We start from the raw sequence: 15,797 nt of genomic DNA, 5'->3' as shown, positions 1-15,797 counted from the left end.
GGCGGCTGGTCGTACCGCTAGGGTCTGTCCGCTACCTACAAAAGCACCGGAGGACCCATGGCGTTCGGCTGGATCGACGAGCAGGCCGCGGCGCGCCGCCGCGCCGGACTCGTGCGCACCCTGCGTCCGCGCCCCGCCGACACACCGCTGCTGGACCTGGCGAGCAACGACTACCTGGGCCTGACCCGCCATCCGGAGGTCGTCGAGGGAGCGGCCGGGGCCGCCCGGACCTGGGGCGGCGGCTCCACCGGCTCCCGGCTGGTCACCGGCACCACGGCCCTGCACACCGAACTGGAGCGGGCGCTGGCCGCGTTCTGCGGGTTCGAGGCGGCCCTGGTGTTCTCCTCCGGGTACGCCGCCAACCTGGCCGCGGTCACCGCGCTCGGTCCGCACGGCTCGCTGATCGTGTCCGACGCGGGCAACCACGCCTCCCTCATCGACGGCTGCCGGCTGGCCAGGGGCGAGACGCAGGTCGTCGGGCACGCCGATCCGGAGGCCGTGCGCAAGGCCCTGGCCGGACACGCGGGAGACGCGATCGTCGTGTCCGACACGGTGTTCTCCGTCGACGGGGACCGGGCACCGCTGACCGCGCTGGCCGAGGCGTGCCGGGAGCACGGCGCGGGGCTGGTCGTGGACGACGCGCACGGGCTCGGCGTGCTGGGCGACGGTGGCCGGGGCGCGCCGTACGCGGCCGGGCTCGCCGGCGCGGAGGACGTGGTAGTCACGGCCACCCTGTCCAAGTCGCTGGGCAGCCAGGGCGGGGTGGTGCTCGGCCCGGCCCGGGTGATCGACCACCTGGTCAACGCGGCCCGGACGTTCATCTTCGACACCGGCCTGGCACCGGCCGCGGCCGGCGCCGCGCTGGCCGCGCTGCGGCTGCTGGAACGTGAGCCCGAACGGGCGGCGCGGGCCCGTGAGGTGGCCGCGGAGCTGTACGCGCGGCTGACCGCCGCGGGTCTGGAAGCGGTGCGTCCGGACGCCGCGGTGGTCTCCGTGCGGGCTCCGTCCCCGGAACGGGCGGTGCGCTGGGCGGCCGACTGCCGTGCGGCAGGCCTGGCCGTGGGCTGTTTCCGTCCTCCCTCCGTGCCCGACGGCGTCTCACGGCTGAGGCTGACCGCCCGGGCGGACCTGTCCGGGGCGGAGATCGAACGCGCTGTACGAGTCATCGGCGAAACGCGACCATGAGTCGGCGTACACGGCCGTGTGCCGCACGAGGGTGACCGAACGGGTGATCGGTTCCGATCGGAGTGGCTGACCTCCGGTCAGAGCGTGCGGACGAACTCCGACCAGCTGCCGGCGGAGAAGAGCAGAGCGGGTCCGGCGGGGTTCTTCGAGTCGCGCACGGCGAGCAGTCCGGCCCCGGGGCCGGAGCGCGGCCGGGCCGTCTCCACGCAGTTGTTCGCGCCCGTGCTGTAGCTGCTGCGCAGCCAGCTCACGGCATGCAGGTCGGTACTGGCAGGGACGTTCCGAGGCAGAGCTGACATGGTGCCTCCTTACGCGCCGTCACCTATCCCGGCGATGTAGTCCAACGATTCCTCGGGGGAAAGGGCGTGGAACTGAAGGGTGTTGAAGGCCTCGGAGTAGGCCATGAGGTCTTCTTTCCGCTCCAGGTAGAGGCTACTCGTCAACTGGTCGAGAACAACCACGTCCAGATCAGAAGTGCTCGGAAATGAGAAGATAACGAAAGGCCCGGTGAGTCCGACATGTGCCCCCGCCGCGAACGGCAGCACCTGGAGCCGTACCTGGGGCAGCCGGGCCGCCTCCGTCAGCCGTTCCAGCTGCCGGGCCATCACCTGGGGACCACCGACCTCGCGGCGCAGCACCGCCTCGTCCAGTACGGCGCTCAGCACCAGCGGCGGGTCGGAACGCAGCACGTCCTGCCGGGCCAGACGCACCTCCACCAGTGTGTCCAGGCGGTCCTCGTCCAGGTCCTTCACGGCCGCACGGGTCACGGCGCGGGCGTACTCCGGTGTCTGGAGCAGCCCCGGCACCACGGTCGTCTCCAGGGTGCGCATCGCGCTCGCCTGCGACTCCAGGCTGATGAAGTCGCGGTAGGTGGGCGGCAGCACCCCGCGGTAGGCGTGCCACCAGCGGTGCCGGCCGCCCGCGTCGTCCGACCCGGCCAGCATCAGCAGCAACTCGCGCAGATGCGCGTCCCGCACCTGATAGGCGTCGAGCAGTAACCGCAGATCGGCCGGTTTCACACCGCTGGCGCCGGTCTCGATGCGGCTCACCTTCGACTGGTGCCAGCCGACCAGCCGGGCGGCATCACCGCTCGTGAGCCCCGCACCGGTACGCAGCATGCGCAGTTCGGCGCCCAGTTTGCGGCGGCGCACCGCCGGACCGTTCTGCATGGGCTCCTCCTTACTCCTTCCGGGCCCTCCACATACGGCCTCGCGCCGCAGAGTTCACCGCTTCGAGCGACAGATATATGCATATCTTGGTGGATCGCTCCCCGTGACCGCCCGTTGGTGGCAGGCTGGCGAACAAGCACCAGTCCGGGACCGTACTCGAACCCTCCGCCACCTGTCGGACCACGGGCCCGTGGGAAAGGGACGACGTCGCCATGGCAGACCACCTGGAAGCATCCGTCACTCTGCCGAGCGATCCGGCCTCGGTCTCCGCCGCCCGCTCCTACGTCGTGGGCACCCTGGCGGAGTGGGGCCTGCCGTCCGACACCGACGTCGCCGACACCGTGCGGCTCATCGTCTCCGAACTCGCCACGAACGCCGTACAGCACACCTTCGGCCAGTCACCCACCTTCACGGTCGACCTCGCGCTGCACCATGACGAACACCTGCGCATCGGCGTCACGGACAGCCATCCCCGCTTCCCGAAGAGACTGCCCGCCGCCGTCCAGCAGGACAACGGCCGGGGCATGGTCATCATCCGCTGTCTCACGGCCGAGTGCGGCGGAAGACTCCGCGTCCGCCCCACGCGCGAGGGCGGCAAGACGGTCTCGATCGAACTGCCCTGGACGATCCCGGTGACCCCGGTACCGGCGGGCCGGCAGGAGCCGTGACCCTCAGGGCGGGACGGGGGTGTTCCCGGACCGGCCTGGCGGCGGCGCGGCAGGCAGGCGTGGCCCGCGCTCGCCCATTCTTCCCCGGCCGCATGTGCTCCCCGCCGCAGCGTCCAGGCGGCCCCTTCCTCCACCTGGCACGCCACCGGGACCACGCGCCCGCCCACCCTCGGTCGGGAGCGCCGCCCCGATGTCCCGTACGAGGCCATCCAGCCCCGGGGCCTCGGCCTCCCGCCGGTCCGGAGGACGCGGCACCACGCTGATCAGCGGCTGCCCGGGCAGCTCCACCGGCCCCTCACCGGCCGGTCGCCGTCCACGACCGGGACGCGTACGTCGGGGTGCGCCTGCAAGCACCTGGCACGCATGCCACCAATGTCCCGGGACAGCACACCTGGACGCGAGGCGGCGCCCGCGCCTCGGTTCGGCGTCTCACCCCTGGGACGCTTCCGCGGCCCGCCCAGGCGCCGACGCGGTCGGCGGGAGGCACCTGGGCGGATCTCTGGTCTGCGCCGTCCTTGCCCATGCGGGGCTGAGCCGGAGCCCCCGGGGCGCGAGGCGGAACCCACGCGCCCCAGTCCGGCGTCACATCGCTGGAACGCCTTGGCAGCCACCGGACGCCGGGCCGAGCCGCGGTTCCGGGGTCTCACCCACGGCTCGCTCCGGCGGCTCGCCCACGCGCCGCCGGCGGCTCTGTCACCGCCGCCGCTGCTCGTGCGAGGGCGGGTCAGCTGACCCGGCCGTACCAGACGCTCTTCGTCCAGATCCTCTCGAGCTTCACCACGTCCCCGGTCTTCGGGGCGTGCCAGATCTTGCCGTGACCGGCGTAGATGCCGACGTGGTAGACGTACGAACCCGAGTGGAAGAAGACCAGGTCGCCCGCCTTGCGGCTTCTGGAGGAGATGTGGTGCGTCTTGTTGTACTGCTGGGCGGCGGTGCGCGGCAGCTTCTTGCCGGCCTTCTTGTAGGAGTAGAGCGTCAGCCCCGAGCAGTCGAACCGGCGCGGCCCGGTGGCTCCCCACGCGTAGGGGGCGCCCTTCTTGGAGGCCGCGACCTTGAGTGCTTTCGTCGCCATGGTCGCGGCGGACGCGTCGGTGGCGAGGCCGGGCACCGCGATCGAGCCGCCCACGGCGGCGAGGGTCAGAGCCGAGGCCGTGCCGGCCCGGGCCATCAGCGACGGGACACGATTGAGCGCAGTCATGCGCAACCCTTCGTCAGCCGCCTGTGAAGGATGACCTGTCGGATTCGGGCTGGCGAAGTTGCCCGGCCGCGTTGCCGCGGCTTCACCCCAAGGGTTGCCCGGAGCCGACGCCCCGTCCGTGTCCTACGGACGAACGTCTGTTCCGGCGACCCGACTTGCTTGGGTCCTCCACTCCTGCCGATCCACTCCGTCGACCGGTCATCCGGGCGGCGGCAGGACTCGGCGTCCGCCCGGATCGCCCCGCCGCGGTGGCGGGGGCTTGTCGTCAGACACGGATCTTGGCTCACGATCGTCGGAAAATCCCAACGGAATCGGGGATTTGTGGCGTTACTCACCACTCACCCGTTCGGGTGGACGCTGCTCTGTTCGAGCGTCCGTCAGATCCCGGACGTAGCCCCCGACCTGGGGCGAAGCGCCTCCCGGCGGCCGACGCGCGGGCGCTCGGCGCAACTCGGGAGGCCCGGAAACCGATCGGGAAGTACACCGGTCGGCGGTACGTCGTTCGGACCGTTTCAAGTCCCGTCCGGAGGACGCGTGTCGACGCGCGGGGCCGGCCGGGCCGGCGGGGCGTCCGCCTCAGCCGACGCCGTCCGGCGGGAGCGCGACGCGAGCGGCCCGGCGCTCGCCGTCCAGCACCCGCAACGCCCGTGCCAGCGTGTCCCCGTGCAGCTCCGTCTCGCCGCGCTGGTGCATCAGCGCGAGCGCGTCCCGCAGCTCTGCCGCCTTGCGCACCAGCGCCTGGGCCGCGCGCAGCCCGCGGTAGGTGTCCCCGGGCCGGGCCGGGTTGATGCGGCCCAGCAGGTCGACCGCCTCCAGGTAACGGTCGATCAACTCGCCCTCGGCGCCGGTCAGCGCGGGAAGGGGCGGGAGGTCCGGCAGCATGGGCGGCTCACCTCGCGTCCGGTGCGCCGGGCGTGCCCCGGCGGGTCGGCACGATGCCGTCCACCAGACCGTAGGCGACCGCCCCGGCGGCGTCCAGGATCAGGTCGCGCTCCAGATCCTCGTGGACCTGCCCGGCCGTGCGCCCCGTGTGCCGCGCCAGCATCTCCACGAGCGTCGCGCGGATCCGGGTCAACTCCTCCGCCTGGATGAGCAGGTCGCTGGGCTGTCCGCGCACCGGCTCGGGCAGCGCGGGCTGCTCGAGCACCATGCGGGCGCCGGGCAGCGCGAACCTCTTGCCCGGGGTGCCGGCCGCGAGCAGCACCGCGGCCGAGGCGGAGGCCTGGCCCAGGCAGTAGGTCGCCACGTCGCAGCCGACGTACCGCATCACGTCGTAGATGGCCGTCATGGCGTCGAACGAGCCGCCCGGCGAGTTGACGTACAGCGTGATGTCCCGGTCCGGCGCCGCGTGCTCCAGGTACATGAGCTGCGCGGTCACGTCGTTCGCCGCCGCGGTGCCGACCGGCGTGCCGAGGAAGACGATCCGGTCCTCGAAGAGCTTCGCGTACGGATCGAGGGTGCGCACGGCGCTCCCGGTGCGTTCGGTGAACTCGGGCAGGACATGGCGGGCGGACGGTCGGGACATGGACGTACCCCTCCTCATGACGAGGCCCCGATGGGCTCGGCTTCTGTAAAAAATGTACAGGACGTACGTGACGTTATGATGGGGGTATGGCCTACGAGATTCCGGTGACGCAAGCCAGGGCTGAACTCGCCGACCTGATCAACCGCGTGGTGTACGGCGGTGAGCGCGTCGTCGTGACCCGGCACGGCAAGCCGCTGGTCGCGCTGGTCTCGGCCGCCGACCTGGAACGGCTGGACGCCCTGGACGAGCCGGCCGAGGAGCAGGTCATCAGCTCCGTCTCCCGGGTCCACGAGACCGGTTCCGCCTCCCGCGAACAGCGGCGCTTCGGGATCGCGGCGGAGCACCGCCGGCCGGGCGCCTCCTGAGCCCCGCGTCCCCACGGGAGTCCATCGGCCGGTCATGGGCCGGCCAAGGTCTGGTTAACGTCGTTGAAACTCCGGCGTTCTAGCCTGCCGATCGATGCCACCAGGGGTTTTTCTGCCCGGATTGACGAAACTCCGGGGATTTGTCCGTGTGTTACATCTGTCCCCGTCGTGGTGGCCGCGGCGACCGGACCCCGCACGGTCCGGAGCAAGGACTGTGAGGTGGGACGTGCAACTGACCCCGCATGAGCAAGAGAGGCTGCTGATCCACGTGGCGGCCGACGTGGCCGAGAAGCGCAGGGCCCGCGGGCTCAGGCTCAACCACCCGGAGGCGGTCGCCCTCATCACCTCGCACATCCTGGAGGGCGCGCGGGACGGCCGCACCGTCGCCGAGCTGATGTCCTCCGGCCGCAAGATCCTGACCAGGGACGACGTGATGGACGGGGTCGCCGAGATGATCCATGACGTCCAGGTCGAGGCCACCTTCCCGGACGGCACCAAGCTCGTCACCGTCCACGAGCCGATCGTCTGAGGGGCCGCGATGATTCCCGGAGAGATCCTGTTCGCTGACGACCCCGTCGTGTGCAACGCGGGCCGCGAGGTCACCCGGCTGACCGTCCTCAACGCCGCCGACCGGCCGGTCCAGGTCGGCTCCCACTACCACTTCGCCGAGGCCAACCCCGGTCTGGAGTTCGACCGCGCCGCCGCCCGCGGAAAGCGGCTCAACGTCGCCGCCGGCACCGCCGTCCGCTTCGAGCCCGGCATCCCCGTGGCGGTCGAGCTCGTCCCCCTGACCGGCGCCCGTATCGTGCCGGGACTGCGCGGGGAGACCGGAGGCGCCCTCGATGCCTGAGATCTCCCGCGCCGCCTACGCCGACCTGTTCGGCCCCACCACCGGCGACCGCATCCGGCTCGCCGACACCGACCTGCTCGTCGAGATCGAGGAGGACCGCTGCGGCGGCCCCGGAGGCTCCGGGGACGAGGCGGTCTTCGGCGGCGGCAAGGTCATCCGCGAGTCCATGGGCCAGTCCCGCGCCACCCGCGCCGACGGCACCCCCGACACCGTGATCACCGGCGCGGTCGTCGTCGACCACTGGGGCGTGGTCAAGGCCGACGTCGGCATCCGCGACGGCCGGATCACCGCCCTCGGCAAGGCCGGCAACCCGGACACCATGGACGGCGTCCACCCGGACCTCGTCATCGGCCCCGAGACCGAGATCATCGCCGGCAACGGGCGCATCCTGACCGCCGGCGCCATCGACGCGCACGTCCACTTCATCTGCCCCCAGGTGGCCGACGAGGCGCTGGCCTCCGGTGTCACCACCCTGGTCGGTGGCGGCACCGGACCCGCCGAGGGCTCCAAGGCCACCACGGTCACCCCCGGCCCCTGGCACCTGGCCCGGATGCTGGAGGCGATGGAGGCCTACCCCGTCAACGTCGGCTTCCTCGGCAAGGGCAACACCGTCAGCCACGACGCGATGCTCTCCCAGATCCGCGGCGGCGCCGTCGGTCTGAAGCTGCACGAGGACTGGGGCTCCACGCCCGCCGTCATCGACGCGGCGCTCACGGTCGCCGACCGCACCGGCATCCAGGTCGCCATCCACACCGACACCCTGAACGAGGCCGGGTTCGTCGGCGACACCCTCGCGGCCATCGCGGGCCGGGGCATCCACTCGTACCACACCGAGGGCGCCGGCGGCGGCCACGCCCCGGACATCATGACGGTCGTCTCGCAGCCGAACGTCCTGCCCAGCTCCACCAACCCGACCCGGCCCTTCACCGTCAACACGACCGAGGAACACCTGGACATGCTGATGGTGTGCCACCACCTCAACCCGGCCGTCCCCGAGGACCTGGCGTTCGCCGAGTCCCGGATCCGGCCCTCCACCATCGGCGCGGAGGACATCCTGCACGACCTCGGCGCGATCTCGATCATCTCCTCCGACTCCCAGGCGATGGGGCGGGTGGGCGAGGTGATCCTGCGCACCTGGCAGACGGCCCACGTCATGAAACGCCGGCGCGGCGCCCTGCCGGGCGACGGCCGCGCCGACAACCACCGGGTCCGGCGCTATGTCGCCAAGTACACGATCAACCCCGCGCTCGCCCAGGGCCTCGCCGCCGAGACCGGCTCCGTCGAGACCGGCAAACTCGCCGACCTGGTGCTGTGGGATCCCGCGTTCTTCGGGGTCAAGCCGCTCCTCGTCATCAAGGGCGGGCAGATCGCGTACGCGCAGATGGGCGACGCCAACGCCTCCATCCCCACCCCGCAGCCGATCCTGCCCCGCCCGATGTACGGCGCCATCGGCCGGGCGCCCGCCGCCAACTCCGTCAACTTCGTGGCGGACCTCGCGATCGAGGACGGCCTGCCGGAACGGCTGGGACTCGGCAAGCGGTTCGCGACGATCCAGTCCACGCGCGCGGTCACCAAGGCCGACATGCGCGAGAACGACGCCCGGCCGGACGTGAGGATCGACCCCGACAGCTTCGCCGTGCACATCGACGGCGAACTCGTCGAGGCCGCCCCGGCCGCCGAACTGCCCATGGCCCAGCGCTACTTCCTCTTCTGATGTCCAGGGCAGCACTGCTCGTCCTGGCCGACGGCCGCTTCCCCGCCGGGGGGCACGCGCACTCCGGCGGGGCGGAGGCCGCCGTCAGGGCGGGCCGCGTCACCGACGCGCCGAGCCTGGAGGAGTTCTGCCGGGGCCGGCTGCACACCGCCGGGCTGGTCGCGGCGGCACTGGCGGCGGCGGCCGTCCTCGGCGCCGACCCGGGCGAGCTGGACGCGGCGGCCGACGCGCGTACGCCGTCCCCGGCCCTGCGCGCCGCCGGGCGACGCCTCGGCCGGCAGCTGCTGCGGGCCGCCAGGGCGACCTGGCCGTCCGCCGAACTGGACGCCGTGGCCCGCCGGTTCCCCAAGGGCACCCACCAGCCCGTCGTGCTCGGTCTCGCCGCCCGGGCGGCCGGTCTCGCTCCCGAGGACGCGGCCCACTGCGCGGTGTACGAGAGCGTGAGCGGGCCGGCGACGGCCACGGTGCGGCTGCTCAGCCTCGACCCGTTCGACGCGGCCGGCGTTCTCGCCCGGCTGGCCCCCGAACTGGACCGCGTGGCGGACTGCGCCGTGGAGGCGGCGCGCAGGGCGGCCGACGAGGGGGCCGACGCGCTGCCCGCGGCGTCCGCACCCCTGCTGGAGGTGGGCGCGGAGTGGCACGCGGGCTGGCCCGTGCGGCTGTTCGCGTCATGAGTCCGCCCACCCGCACGCGCCACGCGCTCGGCTGAGCACCCACCGATCACAGGAGCCGTACATGCACCTCGGACACACCCACCCCGCCCCCGCCGCCCTCAGCGCGGACGCGCGCCGCCCCGACGGAGCCCGCCGCGCCCTGCGGATCGGGCTCGGCGGCCCGGTCGGCTCGGGCAAGACCGCCACCGTCGCCGCCCTCTGCCGGGCGCTGCGCGACGCGTTGTCCCTCGCCGTCGTCACCAACGACATCTACACCCGCGAGGACGCCGAGTTCCTGCTCCGGGAGGCCGTGCTGCCGCCCGAGCGGATCACCGCCGTCGAGACGGGCGCCTGCCCGCACACCGCGATCCGCGACGACATCTCCGCCAACCTCGAAGCGGTGGAGGACCTGGAGGACGCGGTCGGCCCCCTGGACCTGATCCTCGTCGAGTCCGGCGGCGACAACCTCACCGCCACCTTCTCCAAGGGGCTCGTGGACGCCCAGATCTTCGTGATCGACGTGGCCGGCGGCGACGACATCCCGCGCAAGGGCGGACCCGGCGTCACCACCGCCGACCTCCTCGTCGTCAACAAGACCGACCTCGCCCCGCACGTCGGCTCCGACCTCGCCCGGATGGCCGCCGACGCCAAGGCGCAGCGGGGCGAACTCCCCGTGGTCTTCCAGTCGCTGCGCGGGGAGTCCGGTGTCGCCGACGTGGCCGCCTGGGTCCGTGAGCGGCTCGCCGCGTGGACGGCGTGACCGTCACCGGGGTCCGGGGACGCGCCCGTATCGTCGCCCGTGCCGACGGCCGCGGCGGGACGGCCCTGCCCGTCCTGGACGGCGAGGGCCCCCTGGCACCGCGCCGCACCCGGTCGGCCGGAGCCGAGGCGAGGGTCATGGTCGTCGGCGCCATGAGCGGGCCGCTCGGCGGTGACCGCTTCACGCTCGACGCACGGGTGGAGGAGGGCGCCAGGCTGCACGTCGGGTCGGCCGCCGCCACCCTCGCCCTGCCGGGCCAGGCCAAGGGCGAGGCCCGTTACGACGTCCGGCTCGAGGTGGCCGACGGTGCCGAACTGCACTGGCTGCCGGAGCAGTTGATCTCCGCGGGCGGCAGCGACCTGCGCGTCACCACCCGGGCCGACCTCGCCGCCGGCGCCCGGTGCGTGCTGCGTGAGGAGCAGGTGCTGGGGCGGGCCGGAGAGACCCCCGGTCGCCTCACCAGCCGGCTCACCGTGCGGGTCGCGGGCCGGACCGTCCTGGACCAGGAACTGGCCTGCGGACCCGGCGCGCCGGGCGGCTGGGACGGGCCCGCCGTGCTGTCGGGTCGCCGTGCGGTGGGACAACTCGTCGTCGTACGGCCTGAGTTCGCCGATGGCCCGGTGGCCGCGCGGATGCTGGGGGAGTGTGCTTCGCTGGTACCCCTGGCCGGGCCCGCCGTCCTCGTCACCGCCGTCGCGCCGGACGCGCTGCGACTGCGCGGGCTCCTGGACGAGGCACTGGCCGGGCTCGGCTGAGAGATCCGGGCCGTCCGGTGAGACATCCGGGCCGCCCGAAGAACCGAACATGATCGTCCGGTTATCGGATTGGTAAAGATAGGTGACGACCCCTGTTCTCAGCCGACTCACAGCCGAGAGGATCCCCGCCTGACAACTCGCAGCGAGGTACGGGGAGGGGCCCCACTTGAGGGAGAACAGACCGAAGAGCCGCCTGATGGCACTCGGTTCCGCTGGAGCACTCGTCACCGCCACCCTGATCGCCGGCGTGGTCTCGGCTCCCACGGCCGGCGCCACCGGCCGGCCCGCGCAGGACCGGGAGGCCAAGGGCGCCGAGATCGCCGCAGCCCGGGCCGCGAAGACGGGCATCGACTGGCAGGACTGCCCGGCCGACTGGGGGCTGGAGAAGCCCATCCGGTGCGGCTGGGTCAGCGTGCCGCTCGACTACGCCCATCCCTACGGCAAGCAGATCAAGCTCGCCGTGGACCGCATCGGCAACACCGGCACCAAGAAGGAGCGCCAGGGCGCGCTGGTCTACAACCCGGGCGGCCCCGGCGGCTCCGGCCTGCGCTTCCCGCGCCGGGTCACGACCAAGGCCCCGGTGTGGGCGAACGTGGCCAAGGCCTACGACTTCGTCGGGTTCGACCCGCGCGGCGTCGGCCACTCCGCGCCCATCTCCTGCGTCGACCCGCAGGAGTTCGTCAAGGCACCCAAGATGGACCCGGTGCCCGACAGCGAGGCCGACAAGACCGCGCAGCGCAAGCTGGCCCGCGAGTACGCGGAGGGCTGCGCCGAACACAGCGGCGCGATGCTGCCGCACATGACCACGCCGAACACCGCCCGCGACCTCGACGTCATCCGGGCCGCGCTGGGCGAGAGGAAGCTCAACTACCTCGGCGTCTCCTACGGCACCTACCTCGGCGCCGTCTACGGCACGCTCTTCCCGGGCCACGTCCGCCGCATGATCGTGGACAGCGTGGTCAACCCCTCCCGCGAGAAGATCTGGTACGAGGCCAACCTCGACCAGGACGTCGCCTTCGAGGGCCGCTGGAAGGACTGGCAGGACTGGGTCGCCGCCAACGACGCCGCCTTCCACCTCGGCACCACCCGCGCCGCCGTCCAGGACAAGTGGCTCCAGCTGCGCGCCACCGCCAAGAAGAGCCCGATCGGCGGGGTCGTCGGCCCGGCCGAGCTGATCTCCTTCTTCCAGGGCGCGCCGTACTACGACTCCTCCTGGGTGCCGGTCGCCACCGTGTTCAGCAAGTACTTCGCCGGTGACACCCAGGCGCTGGTCGACGCCGCCGCCCCCGACCTGTCGGACACGGCCGGCAACATCAGCGCGGAGAACGGCAACGCCGTCTACACCGCCGTCGAGTGCGCCGACGCCAAGTGGCCCACCAGCTGGCAGAAGTGGAACCGGGACAACACCCGGCTCAACAAGGACTACCCGTTCCTGACCTGGGCCAACGCCTGGATGAACCTGCCCTGCGCCACATGGCCGGCCAAGCAGCACACCCCGGTCGAGGTCAGGACGCACCACGGACTGCCGAAGGTCCTGATCGTGCAGTCCACGCGGGACGCCGCCACCCCGTACGCGGGCGCCGTCGAACTGCACAAGCGGTTCAAGGGCTCCCGTCTGATCACCGAGCGGAACGCGGGCTCCCACGGCGTGACCAGCCTGGTCAACCCGTGCATCAACCAGCGCGTCGACGCCTACCTGCTCGACGGCACGCTGGACGGCAAGGACGTGACCTGCGCGCCGCACGCCACGCCCAAGCCGTGACCGCACCGGCACGGTGACGAGGGGCGGCCGGACCTTCCGGCCGCCCCTCGTCCATGCGGCCCTCCCGCCCGGCCGCCCTCCCGCCCGGCCGCCCTCCCGCCCGTACGGTGGCTAGGCCGCGCGCCAGGCGTCCTCCGCCGCGTAGTCGAACAGGTCCGGGTAGGCCTGGGCGAGCACCGGGAAGGCCTCCCGCCAGTCCCGGCCGCGCAGCGCCCCGGTCAGCCACTCCACCGTCTCCGGCAGGCTCTCCGCGTACGACACCACCGGCCGGTAGCCCAGCTCCCGCTCGGCTGCGGACATGTCGCACACCACCGGCCCCGGCACCGACCACGGGGTCCGGCCCACCGAGCCCGCCGGCGGCCCGTCGAGGTACGCGGTCCGGGTCTCCACCCCCATCACCGCGTCGATCGCGGCACCGATCCCGGCGACCGTGGGAGCCTGGCCGTCACAGGCGTTGAGCACCCGGGAGCCCGGCCGGGCCGCCGCCAGCCGCACCAGTTCGGCGATGTTCCGGACACTCGCCGGATGGAACCGGCTCTCGCCCCGGTACGCCAGTACCCGGTCGCGCCGCCCGTCCAGGTTGCGCCGCACGAAGTACAACTCGCGCGGGAGCGGGCTGTACGGCCCGTGCACCGCGCCCGCCCGCAGCACGGTGACCGGCAGCCCGGCGCCGGGAGCGAGGAGTTCGCGCTCCAGCGCGGCCTTGCGGGTGCTGTAGGTGGCCTCACCCGGAGCGACCGTCGGCTGGGTCTCGGGAACCGGCACCGGGTAGCCGGGGAAGCCGTCCGGCTCGCCCATCGTGTCGAAGCCCCGTCCCGCGCCGTCCTCGTACACGGACACGCTGGAGATCACCACCGCCGAGCCGATCCGGCCCGCGAGCCCCGTCACCTGCCGTGCGTGCCCCGCGTCGTAGGCGACCACGTCGACCAGCAGGTCGCAGCCGTCGCCCACCACCGCGGCAAGGGCCGCGCCGTCGGCGCGGTCCAGCCGTACCGTCCGCACCCCCTCGTCCCACGCCGCGTCCCGGCCGCCGCCGCGCGAGGCGGCCGTCACCGCCCAGCCGTCCCGCGCCAGCGCCTGAACCACCGGACGCCCGATCTGCCCGCTCGCCCCGATCACCACAGCTGTCTTCATACGCCGAGCCTAGGCATCCGTCCCCGGCCCGCAGCCGTCCTTCTGCCGACGGCAGAGGTCAACTGAGCGGCGCCCGCGGGAACCTGCGCCTCGCGCTCTGCTCCGCCGCGTGCCGCTCCTTGACGACGGCCGCGTACTCGTCGACGTACTCCTGCCCCGACAGCTCCAGGATGGCGTGGACGATCTCGTCGGTGACGGCCCGCAGCACGGCCTTCTGGTGCTCCATGCCGGCATGGCGCGAGAAGTCCAGGGGCTCGCCGAAGCGGATGGTCACCGGGTGGATCCTGGGGACGACCTTCCCGGGCGGCTGTGCCTCGAACGTGCCGATCATCGCGCACGGCACCACCGGGACGCCTGCCGTGAGCGCCATCACGGCGACCCCGACCTTGCCCTTGTAGAGCCTGCCGTCGTGCGACCGGGTGCCCTCCGGGTAGATGCCGAGCAGCTCCCCCCTGCGCAGCACGCCGAGCCCCTCACGGATCGCGGCCTGTCCCGCCTCCTTGCCGGAGCGGTCCACCGGGATCTGCCCGGCGCTGCGGAAGAAGAACGCGGTGAGCCGGCCCTTCACGCCGGGACCGGTGAAGTACTCCGCCTTGGCGAGGAAGGTGATGCGGCGTTTGAGTATCGCCGGCATCAGGAAGTGGTCGGAGAAGGACAGGTGGTTCCCGGCGATGATCGCCGGCCCCGACGCGGGCACGTGCTCAAGACCTTCGATCCGGGGCCGGAAGACCACTCTGAGCAGCGGGCCGAGGACCACGTACTTGAGCAGGTAGTAGAACACGGCTCGCTCCTCACTTCGCCGGCTCGCCTTCGAACCGGCGTCTCCCCAGGCCGACCCGGGGTCGGCGGGCATGGCTGACGTGCACTTGCCGTCATCTGTAGCCATGTTCGCGGGGTCTTATGCTGGCCCCTTGCCGAATCGGCCGATGGCCGCCAGAACCGGGGGAGCCGCCGGCCGGCGGCTCCCGGATGGTGGCCGCCGTCGACGGGGGGCAGGGTGGTCCTGAGGGCCGAGCGGCCGACGCCGGAACGTCCGTCCCGGGCAGGCCCACGGAGGTGCGGCACATGCCGGAGAACAACCCTGAGCACCGGGCCGTCCAGGACATGGACCTGCCGCCCGAGGTCAAGTTGCTCCAGGAGGTCACTCCGCCCTTCTTCCCCGGAGGCGGTTCGGCGATGACCATCCTCGTCGACTGGCCTCCCGGTCACCCCGGACTGCCTCCGCACCGCCATTCGGGCCCGTCGTTCGGCTACGTGATCCAGGGCGCGGTCCGGTTCGAGCTCGAGGGAGAGCCGGAGCGGGTGGTCGAGGCAGGCGGGACGTTCTGGGAGCCGGGCGGTGACGTGATCCACTACCAGGACGGCAACGCCCTGTCGGACGCCCCGACCACGTTCGTGGTGACCATGGTGTGCGCGCCGGGTCAGCCGATGCTCAGGCTGGTCGAGGAGGAGGAGCTGCGGGAGCGGGCGCACCTGCGTGCCCCGCGTCCCTCCGGAGGCTGATCCGGCGTCGAGGCGCCCGCTGCGTCGTGGGCGGCCGCCTGCACCACGGGAACCCGGCCCGACCCCATCCGGCGTGCCCTCGCACGCCCGACGCATCCGGCCCTCGTACGATGTCCCCGATGACCGGCAGCCGAGCACACGCCCCGCGACCGCCCCGGCGGCGGCACCGCGGGCTGCTCGTGCTCGCCCTGCTGGCCGGTCTGCTCGGGATGCACGCGCTGGCGCCCGGCGGGGGCATGGGTCACGCCGGACACGCCGGGGTCGCCCGGGCCGCCTCCGGTGCGGTCGCCGTGAGCGCGCCGGACGACTGCCCGGACGCCGCCGGTCACTGCGGCGGCCAACGGATGCACCACGCCGACCCCAGCTGTGTCTCGGGCGCCCTCGACGGCGGCCCCCGGCTGCCCGTGCCGGCCGCCGACCCGGTGGCCGTCGTCGCACCGGCCGCCTGTCCGCGCCCCGGTCCGGCCACCGCGCCGGACGATGCCCGTGCCCCGCCCGATCTGGCGGAACTCCAACTCCTGCGGATCTAGAGCCGCCCCGGCCGCCCGCCTGCCCC

Annotated in this window: 19 protein-coding genes and 1 riboswitch; of the genes, 12 read left to right on the top strand and 7 right to left on the bottom strand. The window is 72.9% G+C overall.

All coding sequences use genetic code 11. The features are described from left to right. Positions 1–57: 57 nt before the first annotated feature. Entirely contained in the window at positions 58–1,185 is a 1,128-nt protein-coding gene (locus LG395_RS21915) for an 8-amino-7-oxononanoate synthase (protein WP_225810927.1), read from the top strand. A gap of 77 nt (positions 1,186–1,262) precedes the next feature. Here the strand turns inward: LG395_RS21915 and LG395_RS21910 are convergent, their stop codons facing one another. Then, positions 1,263–1,484, bottom strand: coding sequence for a DUF397 domain-containing protein (locus LG395_RS21910; protein WP_171158586.1), 222 nt, complete (start codon positions 1,482–1,484; stop codon positions 1,263–1,265). A gap of 9 nt (positions 1,485–1,493) precedes the next feature. Further along, positions 1,494–2,354 carry a helix-turn-helix domain-containing protein gene (locus tag LG395_RS21905; protein ID WP_171158587.1) on the bottom strand — a complete coding sequence of 287 codons (861 nt, stop codon included), beginning with the start codon at positions 2,352–2,354 and terminating at the stop codon, positions 1,494–1,496. Positions 2,355–2,566: 212 nt separating this feature from the next. On the opposite strand from LG395_RS21905, the gene LG395_RS21900 reads away from it, so the two are divergent. Further along, positions 2,567–3,022 carry an ATP-binding protein gene (locus LG395_RS21900; RefSeq protein WP_171158589.1) on the top strand — a complete coding sequence of 152 codons (456 nt, stop codon included), beginning with the start codon at positions 2,567–2,569 and terminating at the stop codon, positions 3,020–3,022. Between the two features lie 724 nt (positions 3,023–3,746). On the opposite strand, the gene LG395_RS21895 is transcribed toward LG395_RS21900, so the two are convergent. From LG395_RS21895 to LG395_RS21885, 3 genes are all read right to left on the bottom strand, one after another. After that, positions 3,747–4,220: a C40 family peptidase gene (locus tag LG395_RS21895; RefSeq protein WP_171158592.1), complete on the bottom strand. Its 474-nt coding sequence runs from the start codon at positions 4,218–4,220 to the stop codon at positions 3,747–3,749. A gap of 3 nt (positions 4,221–4,223) precedes the next feature. Further along, positions 4,224–4,378, bottom strand: a riboswitch (cyclic di-AMP (ydaO/yuaA leader). A gap of 418 nt (positions 4,379–4,796) precedes the next feature. Continuing rightward, positions 4,797–5,102 carry a hypothetical protein gene (locus tag LG395_RS21890; RefSeq protein ID WP_171158594.1) on the bottom strand — a complete coding sequence of 102 codons (306 nt, stop codon included), beginning with the start codon at positions 5,100–5,102 and terminating at the stop codon, positions 4,797–4,799. Between the two features lie 7 nt (positions 5,103–5,109). Next, on the bottom strand, positions 5,110–5,745 hold the full coding sequence (locus LG395_RS21885; RefSeq protein ID WP_225810926.1) for an ATP-dependent Clp protease proteolytic subunit: 636 nt from the start codon (positions 5,743–5,745) through the stop codon (positions 5,110–5,112). A gap of 86 nt (positions 5,746–5,831) precedes the next feature. Here LG395_RS21885 and LG395_RS21880 point away from each other — a divergent pair, with 86 nt between their 5' ends. The 8 genes from LG395_RS21880 to LG395_RS21845 all read left to right on the top strand — a co-directional run bounded on the left by LG395_RS21880 (position 5,832) and on the right by LG395_RS21845 (position 12,604). Beyond that, positions 5,832–6,110, top strand: a complete 279-nt coding sequence (locus tag LG395_RS21880; RefSeq protein WP_171158598.1) for a type II toxin-antitoxin system Phd/YefM family antitoxin — start codon at positions 5,832–5,834, stop codon at positions 6,108–6,110. Positions 6,111–6,336: 226 nt separating this feature from the next. Further along, a complete protein-coding gene (locus tag LG395_RS21875) occupies positions 6,337–6,639 on the top strand; it encodes an urease subunit gamma (RefSeq protein ID WP_030655145.1) in 303 nt (100 codons plus the stop codon). A gap of 9 nt (positions 6,640–6,648) precedes the next feature. Then, positions 6,649–6,960 (top strand): urease subunit beta, encoded by a 312-nt coding sequence (locus LG395_RS21870; protein WP_014671283.1) that lies wholly within the window; start codon positions 6,649–6,651, stop codon positions 6,958–6,960. Next, the gene (locus LG395_RS21865; protein ID WP_225810925.1) at positions 6,953–8,674 is read left to right on the top strand and encodes an urease subunit alpha; all 1,722 of its coding nucleotides are present in this window, start codon (positions 6,953–6,955) and stop codon (positions 8,672–8,674) included. Before LG395_RS21870 ends, LG395_RS21865 begins: the two co-directional genes overlap by 8 nt. Beyond that, the gene (locus tag LG395_RS21860) at positions 8,674–9,348 is read left to right on the top strand and encodes an urease accessory protein UreF (protein WP_171158602.1); all 675 of its coding nucleotides are present in this window, start codon (positions 8,674–8,676) and stop codon (positions 9,346–9,348) included. Before LG395_RS21865 ends, LG395_RS21860 begins: the two co-directional genes overlap by 1 nt. 61 nt (positions 9,349–9,409) lie before the next feature. Continuing rightward, positions 9,410–10,087, top strand: coding sequence for an urease accessory protein UreG (ureG, locus tag LG395_RS21855; RefSeq protein WP_171158603.1), 678 nt, complete (start codon positions 9,410–9,412; stop codon positions 10,085–10,087). Further along, positions 10,075–10,842 carry an urease accessory protein UreD gene (locus tag LG395_RS21850; protein WP_372463456.1) on the top strand — a complete coding sequence of 256 codons (768 nt, stop codon included), beginning with the start codon at positions 10,075–10,077 and terminating at the stop codon, positions 10,840–10,842. The genes ureG and LG395_RS21850 overlap by 13 nt, the downstream gene beginning before the upstream one ends. 196 nt (positions 10,843–11,038) lie before the next feature. Continuing rightward, positions 11,039–12,604, top strand: coding sequence for an alpha/beta hydrolase (locus LG395_RS21845; protein WP_225810924.1), 1,566 nt, complete (start codon positions 11,039–11,041; stop codon positions 12,602–12,604). A 111-nt stretch (positions 12,605–12,715) separates the two neighbouring features. Here LG395_RS21845 and LG395_RS21840 read toward each other — a convergent pair whose 3' ends face one another. Together LG395_RS21840 and LG395_RS21835 are read right to left on the bottom strand one after the other, a co-directional pair. Further along, entirely contained in the window at positions 12,716–13,738 is a 1,023-nt protein-coding gene (locus tag LG395_RS21840) for an NAD-dependent epimerase/dehydratase family protein (RefSeq protein WP_225810923.1), read from the bottom strand. 58 nt (positions 13,739–13,796) lie between these two features. Further along, the gene (locus LG395_RS21835) at positions 13,797–14,519 is read right to left on the bottom strand and encodes a lysophospholipid acyltransferase family protein (protein WP_171160189.1); all 723 of its coding nucleotides are present in this window, start codon (positions 14,517–14,519) and stop codon (positions 13,797–13,799) included. Between the two features lie 323 nt (positions 14,520–14,842). Between LG395_RS21835 and LG395_RS21830 the strand changes: the two genes are divergently transcribed. Both LG395_RS21830 and LG395_RS21825 read left to right on the top strand, forming a co-directional pair. Next, on the top strand, positions 14,843–15,241 hold the full coding sequence (locus tag LG395_RS21830) for a cupin domain-containing protein (RefSeq protein WP_372463458.1): 399 nt from the start codon (positions 14,843–14,845) through the stop codon (positions 15,239–15,241). A gap of 119 nt (positions 15,242–15,360) precedes the next feature. Continuing rightward, positions 15,361–15,771, top strand: coding sequence for a DUF6153 family protein (locus LG395_RS21825; protein ID WP_225810921.1), 411 nt, complete (start codon positions 15,361–15,363; stop codon positions 15,769–15,771). Positions 15,772–15,797 lie beyond the last annotated feature (26 nt).

Origin of the sequence: Streptomyces spinosus, from assembly GCF_020400655.1 — a bacterium.
GTDB lineage: Bacteria > Actinomycetota > Actinomycetes > Streptomycetales > Streptomycetaceae > Streptomyces > Streptomyces argyrophylli.
The sequence above is the reverse complement of the archived record's forward strand: the minus strand, read 5'-3'. Positions and strand labels throughout refer to the sequence as shown.

Coding starts and splice junctions, on each gene's coding strand:
- LG395_RS21895 (WP_171158592.1), bottom strand. CDS start 4,220: ATGACTGCGCTCAATCGTGTCCCGTCGCTGATGGCCCGGGCCGGCACG.
- LG395_RS21910 (WP_171158586.1), bottom strand. CDS start 1,484: ATGTCAGCTCTGCCTCGGAACGTCCCTGCCAGTACCGACCTGCATGCC.
- LG395_RS21865 (WP_225810925.1), top strand. CDS start 6,953: ATGCCTGAGATCTCCCGCGCCGCCTACGCCGACCTGTTCGGCCCCACC.
- LG395_RS21900 (WP_171158589.1), top strand. CDS start 2,567: ATGGCAGACCACCTGGAAGCATCCGTCACTCTGCCGAGCGATCCGGCC.
- LG395_RS21840 (WP_225810923.1), bottom strand. CDS start 13,738: ATGAAGACAGCTGTGGTGATCGGGGCGAGCGGGCAGATCGGGCGTCCG.
- ureG (WP_171158603.1), top strand. CDS start 9,410: ATGCACCTCGGACACACCCACCCCGCCCCCGCCGCCCTCAGCGCGGAC.
- LG395_RS21870 (WP_014671283.1), top strand. CDS start 6,649: ATGATTCCCGGAGAGATCCTGTTCGCTGACGACCCCGTCGTGTGCAAC.
- LG395_RS21845 (WP_225810924.1), top strand. CDS start 11,039: ATGGCACTCGGTTCCGCTGGAGCACTCGTCACCGCCACCCTGATCGCC.
- LG395_RS21915 (WP_225810927.1), top strand. CDS start 58: ATGGCGTTCGGCTGGATCGACGAGCAGGCCGCGGCGCGCCGCCGCGCC.
- LG395_RS21860 (WP_171158602.1), top strand. CDS start 8,674: ATGTCCAGGGCAGCACTGCTCGTCCTGGCCGACGGCCGCTTCCCCGCC.
- LG395_RS21890 (WP_171158594.1), bottom strand. CDS start 5,102: ATGCTGCCGGACCTCCCGCCCCTTCCCGCGCTGACCGGCGCCGAGGGC.
- LG395_RS21885 (WP_225810926.1), bottom strand. CDS start 5,745: ATGTCCCGACCGTCCGCCCGCCATGTCCTGCCCGAGTTCACCGAACGC.
- LG395_RS21880 (WP_171158598.1), top strand. CDS start 5,832: ATGGCCTACGAGATTCCGGTGACGCAAGCCAGGGCTGAACTCGCCGAC.
- LG395_RS21825 (WP_225810921.1), top strand. CDS start 15,361: ATGACCGGCAGCCGAGCACACGCCCCGCGACCGCCCCGGCGGCGGCAC.
- LG395_RS21830 (WP_372463458.1), top strand. CDS start 14,843: ATGGACCTGCCGCCCGAGGTCAAGTTGCTCCAGGAGGTCACTCCGCCC.
- LG395_RS21905 (WP_171158587.1), bottom strand. CDS start 2,354: ATGCAGAACGGTCCGGCGGTGCGCCGCCGCAAACTGGGCGCCGAACTG.